This window comes from Streptomyces sp. NBC_00286 (assembly GCF_036173125.1).
GTDB lineage: Bacteria > Actinomycetota > Actinomycetes > Streptomycetales > Streptomycetaceae > Streptomyces.
This window is the reverse complement of the sequence record NZ_CP108054.1, coordinates 5,419,973-5,432,040: the sequence shown is the minus strand read 5'-3', so window position 1 is coordinate 5,432,040 and position 12,068 is coordinate 5,419,973. Positions and strand designations below refer to the sequence as shown.

Here is a 12,068-nt window from a genome sequence, read left to right as displayed (position 1 = left end):
GGGCGTCGACAGCGCGTGGTGGCTGATCCCGACCGACACCGCAGACAACCTGCCCGGCATCCACCAGTCGACCGTGCACCCGCCCGGCTGGCCACTCCTGTGTCCGCCGACCGGCTGGTTCCAATTGCAGGCGCCTGTGGCCCCACCGCCCGGACGGCTCCGGCGTCCTGAACAACCCCGCCCTGCTCGCCGCCACACTCGGGCCTGGCGATGGGCACCGACTTCCCGCGGAGACCCTCGGATGACGACGACCACGGACCCACTCATCACCCTCGGCTTCCCCCTCGACGAGCCCATGCCCCCGGCCGAGTGCGGGGTGTGCCAGGCGCTGGTGCGTCAACGCGAGCAGGCCTCGGGGCGGGGCGATCTGTCTCGTGTGACGGACTGCAACGTCGAGATCCGAAATCACCACGAGCCGCCGCAACCAGCTTCTGATAGCTCCTTCCCGCCTTCGTGCGAACCCCGGCGGCGGGAGGGGTCAGCGCCCCGAAAACCCGGGGCATCCGTCCGCAACAGGAGGATCACGTGACCATCGCGTTGGAGCATCCAGTGGACACCATCGACCCGGTCACCCTGGTCGACCGCGAGGTGATGAGCCGGCTTGTCCGTCGCGTCACCACAGATCACCCGGAAATCAGCGCCGAAACAGCACACCGCATCGTCGGCCAGGCCGCCGCATTCGTGGCCGCGTCCGGCCGGCAGTCCGGCCAGGTACTCGTGCCAAGCGAGCTGGTCGACCACGGCTGGCACGCGTTCATCCTGCACACCGTCGACTACGCCGCCTTCTGCCAGCGGGTCGTCGGCCGGTTCGTCCACCACGTACCGACTGACGAGGACGAGCAGATGCTGGGAGGCGCAGCGGCCGCACGCGAGCAGACCGTGGCCGCGATCCAAGACGCCGGCTACACAGTCGACGCCGATCTGTGGCGTTCGGCTGCCGATTGCAACCAGTGCCACGCTGGATGCCACGACAGCCCCAAGGACGGCTGACAACCGGCGCCACGTGTAAGACACTCCAGCCGTCCGGCGTCGCAGCCGGGCGGCTGGCCCTATGAGCGGAGCAAGTCGTGACAGACACGAGTGTCGCGTGGGACACCTACTCTGCCCAGCGCCCGGAGCGCCGCGCGGTCAACGCCCGCGGTGAGACGACGTGGTTCAACTGCACTCAGTATGAGGACCACGGGCCGGGCGTGGAGGTGCTCGGCCTCGAGGCTGATGCCCGCGTCCTGGACCTGGGATGCGGAAAGGGCGGCAACGTCGCGCACCTTGCGTCTCTGGGCATGCACGCGACGGGCGTCGATATCTCGCCCGCCCAACTTCGGGCCGCCCGTGAGCGGTGGGCAGGGGTACCGGGGTTGGATCTGCGCCAGATGGAGGCCACAGCTTTCCTGCGTGAGACTGCGGACGCGTACGACGGCGTGTACTCGGTATACGGGGCGGTCTGGTTCACCGATCCTGCCCTGCTCCTGCCCGCCATCCGTGAGCGTCTGCGGCCGGGGGGCGTGCTGGTCTTCTCACAGCGGCCGGCCGTGGAGGACTGCTACGGCTGCCAGGCTTCGTACATCCCACGCGACGCCGACGAGGACCCGCTCGTCGTCAAGCGCTGGGACTTCGAGCCCGAGACATGGGAGCGGATGCTGAAGGAGAACGGCTACACGGACGTGCGGGCGGGGGTGCTTGCGGCTCCGCCCGGCAGGCGGAAGATCGGCACGCTCATCGTCCAAGCACGCCTGACCCCATGACCGCAGTGAGCCCCGGCCGCACGCCAATCCGGGGCCCCTCCATGCCCTGGTCGTCCGCCCTTCGGGCCAGCATCGGTTCAGCAACTGATCACCGGAGCTCCGAAACTGAGATGCATCCCTCTGCATACAAGTACAGAGGGATCAGCCCGACCGTGCAGGTCACTGCCGCTCTACGTTGGACGTATGAGCGATAAGACAGAGCCGGACGCCGCCCTGGACCCGATGAGTGCGAGGCCGCTCTACGTGCAGTTGGCCGACGTCATCGCCGGGAAAATCGCGTCCGGCGAACTGGCGCCGGACAGGCCCATCCCCTCGGAGAACCACCTCGCCGACGAGTACGGCGTGGCACGGCTCACGGCACGGCGGGCCGCACAGGAACTCCGCGAGCGCGGGCTGATCGTCACCGTGCGCGGGAAGGGCTCCTTCGTCGTGGAGCAGCCGCCCAGCGACGCGCCGGCACCGGAAGACGACGAGCCGAGCGCCTGAAGGGGTCATATCGCGCGGCCCCTTCACACCCAGCGCGGGAACCCCTCCGCGCCGCAACGCCGCTCAAGGCATCCCGAGCGGCGAGTTTTCACTGCACGGCGGCGCACCGTTCACTGGTGGTTCATATCTGTGAGCTTCGGTCGAATTGTCCGAGTAGATCAATTTGCCCGCCTATCTCATAGTTAGACGGGAGTGCGGCCAACACGAGGATGGGATGCCACATGGAGCTTCACACGTCGTTGCGCAGATCCGCTGCCCCCGTGGCTCTGACGGCCGCCGTACTGCTGACCGCGAGTGCGTGCGGTGGTTCCGCCAGCGGCTCCGGTACAGCCGAAGCGAGAGTCGAGGACGACCTCTCCGGCACGATCCGCGTGGACGGTTCCAGCACGGTGGCTCCGCTGTCCACGGCGGCGGCCCAGCTCTTTCAGGGGGAGAACCCCGATGTCAGGGTGACCGTGGGCACCTCCGGTACGGGTGGCGGGTTCGAGAAGTTCTGCGCGGGCGAGACCGACATCTCTGACGCCTCGCGCCCGATCGAGGACGACGAGAAGGCGGCCTGCGAGAAGGAGGGCATCGCCTACGAGGAGCTCCATATCGCCAACGACGGGCTGTCGATCGTGGTGAACAAGGACAACGACTTCGCCGAGTGCCTCACCGTCGCGCAGCTGAAGAAGATCTGGGAGCCCGGCTCGAAGGTCAACAACTGGAACCAGGTCGACCCCGAGTTCCCGGACCAGGAGCTGGAGTTGTTCGGCGCGGGCACCGACTCGGGCACCTTCGACTACTTCACCGAGGCGATCAACGGCGAGGAGGGCGCCTCCCGTACGGACTACTCGCCGAGCGAGGACGACAACGTCACCGTGCAGGGTGTCTCCGGCTCCGAGGGCGGCATGGGCTACTTCGGCCTGTCGTACTACGAGGAGAACAAGGACGAGCTGAAGGTCCTGAAGATCGACGGCGGTGACGGCTGTGTCGAGCCGAACTCCAAGACCGTGCAGGACGGCAGCTACAAGCCGCTGTCGCGGCCGCTGTTCATCTACCCGAAGGCGTCGTCGCTGGAGAAGCCGGAGGTCGAGGGCTTCGTCGAGTTCTACGTGGAGAACAGTGCCGAGATCGCCGAGAAGGCCCAGTTCGTGCCGCTGAACGACCAGCAGCAGGCCGAACTGGACAAGGACCTGGAGAGGCTGCGGGAGCAGCACAGGTCATGACCTCCGCGGGCATACGGCGCCGCAGGGCCGTTGCGGGAAGTCCCGGCTTCCTGAAGCGGTCCCAGCCGCGCTATGGCGAGAAGGCCATCAAGGTGCTGCTGGTGGCCGCCTCGCTGGTCTCGGTGCTGACCACCGTCGGTATCGTCATCGCGCTCATCCCGCCCGCCGCCGACTTCTTCGGCAAGGTGAGCTTCGGCGACTTCATCACCGGTACCGACTGGTCGCCGCTGTTCAAGCCGCCGCACTTCGGCGTCCTGCCACTCGTCTCCGGCACGCTGATGGTGACCCTGATCGCGCTGCTCGTGGCCGTGCCGCTGGGGCTGGGCGCGGCGGTGTACCTGAGCGAGTACGCCAGGCCCAGGGTCCGCGCGTTCTTCAAGCCGATCCTGGAGGTCCTCGCGGGGATCCCCACCGTGGTGTACGGCTTCTTCGCACTGCAGGCCGTCACTCCGCTGCTGCAGGACATCTGGCCCGGTGGCGAGGGCCCGGAGGTCTTCAACGCGCTCTCGGCGGGCTTCGTCATGGGCATCATGATCATCCCGACGATCGCGTCGCTCTCCGAGGACGCCATGACCGCAGTACCGAACGATCTGCGCGACGGAGCATTCGCGCTCGGATCGTCCCGTATGCAGGTCGCCACCCGTGTCGTCTTCCCGGCCGCGCTGTCCGGCATCGTCGCCGCGATCGTGCTGGGCGTCTCCCGGGCGATCGGCGAGACGATGATCGTCGCGATCGCCGCCGGCGGCCGGCCCAACCTGTCCTTCGACCCCCTTGAGGGCATGCAGACGATGACCGCGTTCATCGCCGCGGCCGGCATCGGCGACCTGCCGACCGGCTCCATCGGCTACCAGACGATCTTCGCGGTGGGCGCGCTGCTGTTCGTGATGACGCTGGTGATGAACCTGGTCAGCATTCGCCTGGTGCGCAGGTTCCGGGAGGTGTACGAGTGATGGGCACCAGCGTGCTCGACAAGGGACCGGAGGCCGGCGTCCCGGAGGTGCGGCGGCTCAAGGGCCGCGGAACTCCGTTGCGGGAGCGGTTGTTCCAGCTGAGCCTGTGGGTCTCGCTCTCCGTCGGTGTGGTCTTCCTCGGCTGCCTTCTCGTGTACATCGTGGTGGAGGCCTGGCCCCGGCTGGACTCCCGTATCTGGTCGAACTTCCCCGACATCATCGACCCGTCTCAGGCCGGCGCCCAGTCGGCGATCATGGGCACGATCTGGGTGATCGGCTTCACCGCCCTTTACTGTCTGCCCGTCGGCGTCCTCACCGCGATCTACCTGGAGGAATACGCCGACCCCGAGCGCTGGTGGAACCGCGCGATCGAGATCAACATCCAGAACCTGGCGGCGGTTCCGTCGATCGTCTACGGGATCCTCGGTCTCGGCATCATCTCCCGCGGCCTGGGCTTCGGGCAGACGGTGCTGACGGCCTCGCTCACCCTGTCGCTGCTGGTCCTGCCCACGGTGATCATCGCCGCGCGGGAGGCGATCCGTGCCGTACCGCCGTCCATCCGCGAGGCGTCGCTGGCGCTGGGCGCCACGCAGTGGCAGACGATCTGGCGCCAGGTGCTCCCGGCGGCGGTGCCCGGCATGGCGACCGGTTCGATCCTCGCCCTGTCCCGCGCCATCGGCGAGGCGGCTCCGCTGCTGCTGCTCGGCGGACTGACGTTCATCACCTTCAATCCGAGCGGTCCGGACAGCGCCTTCACCGTGCTGCCGATCCAGATCTTCAACTGGATCAGCCAGTCACGCGCCGAGTTCACCTCACTCGCCGCCGCCGCGATCGTGATCCTCATGGTGATCCTGCTGGTCATGAACTCCCTGGCCATCTGGCTCCGCAACCACTACTCCCGCCGCTGGTGACCACGTCATGACCCCAGACCCCTTCCGTCACGTCCAGCGCCTCCGTCAGCGGGCCCTCCGGCACGCGCGGAAGACGACCGTCGCGGCCTCCCCCTCCGACTCCACCGACTCCACCGACTCCACCGACTCCACCAACGGCACCGACTCCACCAACGGCACGACGGCCCCGCAAGTCTCCTTTCACGATGCCCCGCCGCTGACCACACCGGTCTTCGAGGTCGGCAGCCTGTCGGTGTTCTACGGCGACCACGAGGCCGTACGCGACGTCAACATGACCATCGGCGACCGTCAGATCACCGCGATGATCGGCCCCTCCGGCTGCGGCAAGTCCACCGTGATCCGCTGCTTCAACCGCATGAACGACCTCATCCCCACGGCTCGCGTGATCGGCAAAATCCGCTACCACAACGAGAATCTGTACGGCCGCGAGGTCGATCCCATCGAGGTCCGCCGCCGGGTCGGCATGGTCTTCCAGAAGCCCAACCCGTTCCCCAAGTCGATCTACGACAACATCGCGTACGGGCCGCGGGTGGGCGGCTTCAAGGGCAACCTCGACGACCTGGTCGAGGAGACCCTCACCCGTGCCGCGCTGTGGGACGAGGTCAAGGACAAACTAAAGACCTCCGCGCTCGCCCTGTCCGGCGGCCAGCAACAGCGGCTGTGCATCGCCCGTACGATCGCGGTCTCGCCCGAGGTGATCCTCATGGACGAGCCCTGCTCGGCCCTGGACCCGATCGCCACCGCCAAGATCGAGGACCTGATGGAGCATTTGGCGCGGGAGTTCACGATCATCGTCGTCACCCACAACATGCAGCAGGCCGCCCGCGTTTCCCACCGCACCGCCTTCTTCACCGCGCACGTCGACGACAAGGGCGAACGCCACGGCCGGCTCGTCGAGTACGACGAGACCGAGCGGATCTTCTCCAACCCCTCCGAACAGCGCACCGAGGACTACATCTCCGGCCGCTTCGGCTGACGGATGCACCGGTCCGACGTCCAGCCGCTTCGGCCGACGGACGCCCCCGTCCGACGTCCGCCCCTCGACGCCACGCCGCCCCTGTACGCGTATCGCCCAGAGGAGTACCACGGTTGACGCCCAAGCCACAGAGACCACCGGAGACCGCGGCCGGCAGCGGTCCCGGCGGCCCCGAAGACGCCACAGCCCCTGACCTGCTGCTGGCCGAGCCCGATCCGGACATCGCCAAGACGGCTCTGGCCCGTTTCTCAGCGGCGGACGTACGGACCTTGGTCTGCCACGACGGCGCAGAGGCTCTGCTTCAGGTAGGCACCCACAGCCCCAGGGCGGTACTCCTCGGCGCCCCGCTGCCGGTCGTGGACGCGGCCAAGGTCACCGGGCTCATCGCCCGGCTCCACCCGGTGCCGGTCATCGTGGGTGCCGGGCCTGAGGGCGCCACCGAGGGAACAGCGGCCCTGTCGGCCGGAGCGGTGGCCTTCGTGGCCCGCCCCTACCGCACCGAGGAGATCCTCCCGCTGCTCAGAGTCGATCATCCGTCCGACGGCTCGGATCAGACGCTGGTGATCGGTGACATCGAGCTTGATGTCCCGGGCTTTCACGTCTACGTCCGCGGACGCTCTCTGCGGTTGCCGGTACGTGAGTTCCTCCTGCTGCGCTATCTCATGGAGCGCCCCAACAGGGTCATCGGCCGACGCGAGCTGACCCAGGCCCTGTGGGGCGTCGACTCCCTGGAAAGCAACACCCTGACCGTGCACGTGCGGCGCGTACGCAACAAACTGCGGGACGAGGCGAGGAGCTGCTGCACCATCGACTCGATCCGCGGCATCGGCTACCGCCTGGAATGCGGTCCTGGAGGCCGCGCTCCGGCGGGGTCCGCGCCGACGACCCGCGCGGCGCGGACGCCCTAGCACCGGAGATCAGCGCCGACAGCGCACCGCATCGACGGCCGGGCCGCCGCATTCGTGGCCGCGTCCGGCCAGCGGTGCGGCCAGGTCCTCGTGCGGAGCGAGCGTCCGAGTTCAGGAGCGGAGCTCCCCTTCCAGCAGGCCCATGGTGAACATGTCGTACCACTGGCCATCGCGTCGGAAGACCTGACGCAGCCTGCCTTCCTCGACGAAGCCGACCTTCTGGTAGACGCGGTAGGCGGCGAGGTTCTCGGTGACGACGGTCAGCGTGATCTTGTGCAGGCGCATCTTCTCGAAGCCGTAGCGGCAGATCGTCCGCATGGCGTCGGTGGCGTAGCCGCGGCCCCAGTACTCCTTCTCGCCGAGGTAGATGTCGAGTTCGGCGCATCCGGTCTCCGGCTCGGCGTCGCGTAGTGTGACCAGGCCGATGAGCTGTGCGTCGGAGAGCACCTCGACCCCGAAGAGGACGTCGCCGTACGCATTGCGCGGCCGCTCCTCCATCCGCTTCTGGACCTGGGCCAGCGGCTGGGCGTAGCCGTCGTTCATCCAGCGCATGACGTCAGGGTCGTGGTTCCACCGCCACAGAGCCTCCGCGTCCGACGGCTCCATCGGCCGCAGCTTCACCGTGTCCCCCAGCACCATGTCGGCCAGCCCTTCGGATGTTTTGTGGTCAACCTTCGCGAACCCGCCAGTGGTAACACGGGCTGATCTTCGTGCTCAACCGAATTGGCGCACTGCCCGCCCGGTCCGGAGCTATCTCGACTCCGGCTGCTGTTGAGCCCCGGCTACTTCCACCCGTCGAGCGACACCTGAGGGCCACCCTGCAGATGGCAGTGGAGAGCGCCGGCGGTCGTGGCCACGAACTCCTCACACGCGCAGCCTCAGCTCACGCGATCAGCGGGCGTCCCTGCCCCGCAGCGCGACAACCCCCGCCGCCACCGCGACCGCCGTCCACAGCACCAGGACGCCCAGACCGGTCCACGGCCCTAGAGCGCCCGGCGACTGCTCGACCTGCGCGATCCGCATGCCCGCCGAGTCCGGGAAGTACTGCGCGACCGTCTGCGTTTTCGGCAGCGAGCCCAGGGTCGGCGAGACCAGGAAGAAGAACGGGATCAGCAGGCCCAGTGCGAGCAGAGGGCTGCGCAGCACGGTCGCCGCGCCCATGGCGAACACCGCGAGCAATGCCATGTACAGGCCTGCCCCGAACACGGCACGCAGCACGCCCGGCTCCCCGAGCGAGGTGCCGTACGGGCCGAGGGCCGCCTGCCCCACCGCGTACGAGGTGAACGACGTCACCAACCCGGTGAGCAGCGCGGCCCCACCCACGACGGCGGCTTTGCAGCCGAGCAGCAGCCCGCGTCGCGGCACGGCGTGCAGCGAGGTGCTGATCAAGCCGCTGCTGTACTCGCCGGACACCGCCAGCACTCCGAACACGACCATCGCGTGCTGCCCCAGCACCATCCCCCCGAAGCTGGTGAACACCGGGTCCCCGGTGGGGTCCGCGCCCTCCCCCGAGGCGAGTTGCCCGGAGGCGTACCGGGACAGCAGCGAGAAGCAGAGAGCGAGCAGGACGGTGACCGCGCACGCGGAGAACAGGGTCCATGCGCTCGAGCGGACGGTACGGAGCTTGGTGAGCTCGGAGAGCAGCACCGCCGTGACCTTTCCCCGACCGGGCGTTGTGGTGGTGGTCATGGTCGGGCTCCGTCCCGGGGGCGTTGGGCGTCGGTACCGGTGCGGTACTCGGTGGAGTCCGCGGTCAGCGTCAGGTAGGCGTCCTCCAACGACGCCCGCCGGGTGAACAGTTCGTGCAGCGGCACCCCGGCTCCCGACGCAAGGTCGCCGATCGTCGCCGCCCGGGCATCGCGTACCTCGAACACGCCGTGGTCCGGGCCGGACTCCACCGCCTCGTACTCCAGGTCCGCACCCTTAAGAAGCGGCTCCAGGTCCGCCGGGCGCGGCGTCGCGACACGCACCGCCTGCCGCGAGTGCCGTTCCACGAACGCGGCCATCGGCATGTCGGCGAGCAGCCGCCCTTTGCCTATGACGACCAAGTGGTCGGCGGACAGGGCCATTTCGCTCATCAGGTGGCTGGAAACCAGGACCGTACGCCCTTCGCCCGCCAAGCCCCGCAACAGGTGCCGGATCCAGTGGATGCCCTCCGGGTCGAGCCCGTTGACCGGCTCGTCGAGGATCAGCACGGGTGGGTCGCCCAGCAGCGCGGCGGCGATGCCCAGGCGCTGCCGCATGCCCAGCGAGAAACCCTTGACGCGGTGGTTCGCGGCGGCGGCGAGGCCGACGAGACCCAGGACCTCGTCGACCCGGGCGGCGGGGATGCGGTTGCTCTGCGCGAGTTGGAGCAGGTGATTGCGGGCGGTACGGCCGCCGTGGATCGCGCCGGCGTCGAGGAGCGCGCCCACCTCGCGCAGCGGGTCGGCGAAGTCGGCGCAGCGCCGGCCCGCCACGGTGGCGGTGCCGCGGTTCGGGCGGTCCAGGCCCAGGATCATGCGCATGGTGGTGGACTTGCCGGCGCCGTTGGGTCCCAGGAAGCCGGTCACCCGGCCCGGCCGCACCGCGAAGGTGAGATCGGAGACCGCGGTACGGCTTCCGTAGTGCTTGGTGAGGCCTGCGATCTCGATCATGCGTGCCCCCGGCGGTCCAGAGAGATACGGCGGTCCAGAGTGATATGGCGGTCCACCAACTGCTCGACATGCTGCGGCTCATGGGCGGTCAGCAGGACGGTGCGCCCCTCGTCGCGGGCTTCCTTCAGCAGGAGCGCGAGTTCGTCGCAGGAGCCGGCGTCCAGGCCGTTGAACGGCTCGTCCAGGAGCAGCAGTCGGGGACGGTGGGTGAGCGCCGCCGCAAGGCCGACCTTCTTGCGGGTGCCCAGGGAGAGGTCCCGGATGAGTGTGCCCGCCCAGTCCCCGGCGCCGAAGCGGGCCAGCAGCGCGAGGCCGTCCTCGACGGGTACGTCCCACAGCCGTGCGGCGAACGCCAGGTGTTCATGGGAGGTCAGGTACTCGTACAGCGGCGGATCGTCCTGGACGAAACCGCGCAGCGCCCGCACGGCGGCGGCATCCGGCGCCTGTCCGGCGATCTCCACGCTCCCGGAGGACGGTTCCAGGAGCCCGGCGAGGACTCGCAGAAGGGTGGACTTGCCGGAGCCGTTGGGCCCGGACAGCAGAGCGAACTCGCCCTCGCCGATGTGCAGGCCGACCCGGTCGACGGCGACCTTCTCCCCGAACCGTACGGTCAGGTCTTTCGTACGTATCACGCGTGCTTCCTCCATGACTTCCGCGGCAGCCGGTCCTGACCTGCCAGCCACCGGACGGCGGCGACGAGGACGACGAACGTGACGGCGAGCGGGACAGCGGCGGCGAGCGAAGACTTCCCGAGCAGGGATGAGGACTTCCCGATCAGGGAGGTGGTGAGCAGCGCGGGTGCCATCAGCGCCGCGGTCAGCAGCGGCTGGAGCAGATCCGCCGTCCCCGACCTGGTGATCCGGGTCTGCGCGGCGCTCTCGGGGGCCGGCACGGCGAGCGCTGTCGCCACCGCGGCGACGCCGCTCGCGACGCACGCGGCGAGCCATCCGGCGGTCAGCGGCAGCAGGGGGTCCCGGAACAGCAGCAGCCATCCGGCGACGGCCGGGGCGGTCAGCACGGCCACCACCCCGGCGAACGCGACGATCTTCCCCGCGAGCAGCGCCCCGTACGGCAGCGGGGACTGCCGCAGCAGATCGGCGCAGCCCCGCTCCGCCTCCAGGCCCGATGTCTGGACCGCCTCGTCCGAGGCCAGCGCCGCCATGCCGACCACCACGCCCACCGCGCCGGTGAACGGCAGCCCCGGCAAGCCGCCTCCGCCCAGCAGCAGATGCCCCACCCCGACGCCCAGCAGCAGGACCGCCCCGAACGCGATCCGGCGAAGCCCGCCGGTGAGCGTGTGCGCGCCCCGCAGGATGCTCCGGAGCTCCTTGGCGGCGATCAGTGCGGCGGGCGAGCGGCCCGCGCGGAAGCTCTCGGGGCGCCCACGCACCCGCATCCCCTGCGGGTCCGCCTCACGCAGCACCCGCCCGCGCCCGGCCCGTACGAACCCGAAGGCGGCGAGCGCGCCGAGGGCGGCGGCGGGCAGCCACATCGCCGCGAGGACCGCGACGGCACCGCCCTCGAGCAGGGCGTTCCACCAGGCGGGGCGCAGCCCGGTGAGGGCGTCCACGCCGAGCCGGGAGAGTGCGGTCGCCGTGTCCTCCTTGCCGCCCGCGGGCAGCAGCCGGGCGAGCGGAACGGTGGCCGCCCCGAGCACGACCCCCGCGACCCCGACGAGTACGAACGTACGGAGCTGCGCCGCCCGCACCGGGATCAGCAGATACCCGGCGGCGACGGCCAGTTGCGCCGCTCCGCCCAGGGCTACGGTGCCCCACACCAGGGCGACCGCGAGTTCCGCTGGCGGCCCCTCCAGCCAGCACGTCAGGAACACGGTCCCGGCCACGCCCACGCCGGCCAGGGACAGCAGGGCGGGCCCGACGAGCCGTACGAACAGCAACTGCCCGGCGCTCACCGGCACAGTGCGCAGCACATGGAAGTCGCTCGGGAACATCACCTGCCGGACCTGACCGAGCCGCACCGACGCCGCCAGCGCCAGGAGGGCGGCGGTCACGGGCACCCATCCGTACGCCGTGACGCGCTCGACGTCCACCTCGCGCGCGGGCTGGAAGTGCCCGGCCAGAGCGCCGGCTCCGGCGGCCGCCGCCAGGCCGACCAGCGCGCCGAGGGCATAACAGCAGGCGACCGCCACGAGCGCCCAGCGAGGCGTGGGCCGCCCCTGCAGCAGGTTCAGGGAACGCCGCCGGTCGGTCAGAGCCAAGTGGAACGATCCCCGCAGAAAGGGCGCTGCCAT

Annotated in this window: 13 protein-coding genes and 1 pseudogene; 8 read left to right on the top strand and 6 right to left on the bottom strand. The window is 69.5% G+C overall.

Going from position 1 to position 12,068, the window contains the following annotated elements:
- Positions 1-525: 525 nt before the first annotated feature.
- The 8 genes from OHT21_RS24970 (at position 526) to OHT21_RS24935 (ending at position 7,181) form a co-directional block, all read left to right on the top strand.
- On the top strand, positions 526-990 hold the full coding sequence (locus OHT21_RS24970; RefSeq protein WP_328770561.1) for a glycine-rich domain-containing protein: 465 nt from the start codon (positions 526-528) through the stop codon (positions 988-990).
- Positions 991-1,067: 77 nt separating this feature from the next.
- Positions 1,068-1,742 (top strand): class I SAM-dependent methyltransferase, encoded by a 675-nt coding sequence (locus OHT21_RS24965; protein WP_328770560.1) that lies wholly within the window; start codon positions 1,068-1,070, stop codon positions 1,740-1,742.
- Between the two features lie 183 nt (positions 1,743-1,925).
- A complete protein-coding gene (locus tag OHT21_RS24960; protein WP_328770559.1) occupies positions 1,926-2,228 on the top strand; it encodes a GntR family transcriptional regulator in 303 nt (100 codons plus the stop codon).
- Positions 2,229-2,488: 260 nt separating this feature from the next.
- Positions 2,489-3,436 carry a PstS family phosphate ABC transporter substrate-binding protein gene (locus tag OHT21_RS24955; protein ID WP_328770558.1) on the top strand — a complete coding sequence of 316 codons (948 nt, stop codon included), beginning with the start codon at positions 2,489-2,491 and terminating at the stop codon, positions 3,434-3,436.
- Positions 3,433-4,386, top strand: coding sequence for a phosphate ABC transporter permease subunit PstC (gene pstC, locus OHT21_RS24950; RefSeq protein ID WP_328770557.1), 954 nt, complete (start codon positions 3,433-3,435; stop codon positions 4,384-4,386). Before OHT21_RS24955 ends, pstC begins: the two co-directional genes overlap by 4 nt.
- The gene (gene pstA, locus OHT21_RS24945; protein WP_328770556.1) at positions 4,386-5,297 is read left to right on the top strand and encodes a phosphate ABC transporter permease PstA; all 912 of its coding nucleotides are present in this window, start codon (positions 4,386-4,388) and stop codon (positions 5,295-5,297) included. The genes pstC and pstA overlap by 1 nt, the downstream gene beginning before the upstream one ends.
- Positions 5,298-5,493: 196 nt before the next feature.
- Entirely contained in the window at positions 5,494-6,273 is a 780-nt protein-coding gene (gene pstB / locus OHT21_RS24940; RefSeq protein WP_328774213.1) for a phosphate ABC transporter ATP-binding protein PstB, read from the top strand.
- Between the two features lie 113 nt (positions 6,274-6,386).
- Positions 6,387-7,181 (top strand): response regulator transcription factor, encoded by a 795-nt coding sequence (locus tag OHT21_RS24935; protein ID WP_328770555.1) that lies wholly within the window; start codon positions 6,387-6,389, stop codon positions 7,179-7,181.
- A 111-nt stretch (positions 7,182-7,292) separates the two neighbouring features.
- Here OHT21_RS24935 and OHT21_RS24930 read toward each other — a convergent pair whose 3' ends face one another.
- The 6 genes and pseudogenes from OHT21_RS24930 to OHT21_RS24905 form a co-directional block, all read right to left on the bottom strand.
- Positions 7,293-7,820, bottom strand: coding sequence for a GNAT family N-acetyltransferase (locus OHT21_RS24930; protein WP_328770554.1), 528 nt, complete (start codon positions 7,818-7,820; stop codon positions 7,293-7,295).
- A 143-nt stretch (positions 7,821-7,963) separates the two neighbouring features.
- A pseudogene (locus tag OHT21_RS24925) lies at positions 7,964-8,047 on the bottom strand (NUDIX domain-containing protein); the annotation flags it as partial.
- A 25-nt stretch (positions 8,048-8,072) separates the two neighbouring features.
- Positions 8,073-8,870, bottom strand: a complete 798-nt coding sequence (locus tag OHT21_RS24920) for an ABC transporter permease (protein WP_328770553.1) — start codon at positions 8,868-8,870, stop codon at positions 8,073-8,075.
- Positions 8,867-9,817, bottom strand: coding sequence for an ABC transporter ATP-binding protein (locus OHT21_RS24915; RefSeq protein WP_328770552.1), 951 nt, complete (start codon positions 9,815-9,817; stop codon positions 8,867-8,869). Before OHT21_RS24915 ends, OHT21_RS24920 begins: the two co-directional genes overlap by 4 nt.
- A complete protein-coding gene (locus OHT21_RS24910) occupies positions 9,814-10,449 on the bottom strand; it encodes an ABC transporter ATP-binding protein (protein WP_328770551.1) in 636 nt (211 codons plus the stop codon). The genes OHT21_RS24915 and OHT21_RS24910 overlap by 4 nt, the downstream gene beginning before the upstream one ends.
- Positions 10,446-12,068, bottom strand: a complete 1,623-nt coding sequence (locus OHT21_RS24905) for a hypothetical protein (protein WP_328770550.1) — start codon at positions 12,066-12,068, stop codon at positions 10,446-10,448. Before OHT21_RS24905 ends, OHT21_RS24910 begins: the two co-directional genes overlap by 4 nt.

Excerpts from the sequence above, each read along its gene's own strand:
- OHT21_RS24960 (WP_328770559.1), top strand. The coding sequence starts at position 1,926 with ATGAGCGATAAGACAGAGCCGGACGCCGCCCTGGACCCGATGAGTGCG.
- pstC (WP_328770557.1), top strand. The coding sequence starts at position 3,433 with ATGACCTCCGCGGGCATACGGCGCCGCAGGGCCGTTGCGGGAAGTCCC.
- pstA (WP_328770556.1), top strand. The coding sequence starts at position 4,386 with ATGGGCACCAGCGTGCTCGACAAGGGACCGGAGGCCGGCGTCCCGGAG.
- OHT21_RS24930 (WP_328770554.1), bottom strand. The coding sequence starts at position 7,820 with ATGGTGCTGGGGGACACGGTGAAGCTGCGGCCGATGGAGCCGTCGGAC.
- OHT21_RS24920 (WP_328770553.1), bottom strand. The coding sequence starts at position 8,870 with ATGACCACCACCACAACGCCCGGTCGGGGAAAGGTCACGGCGGTGCTG.
- OHT21_RS24915 (WP_328770552.1), bottom strand. The coding sequence starts at position 9,817 with ATGATCGAGATCGCAGGCCTCACCAAGCACTACGGAAGCCGTACCGCG.
- OHT21_RS24905 (WP_328770550.1), bottom strand. The coding sequence starts at position 12,068 with ATGGCAGCGCCCTTTCTGCGGGGATCGTTCCACTTGGCTCTGACCGAC.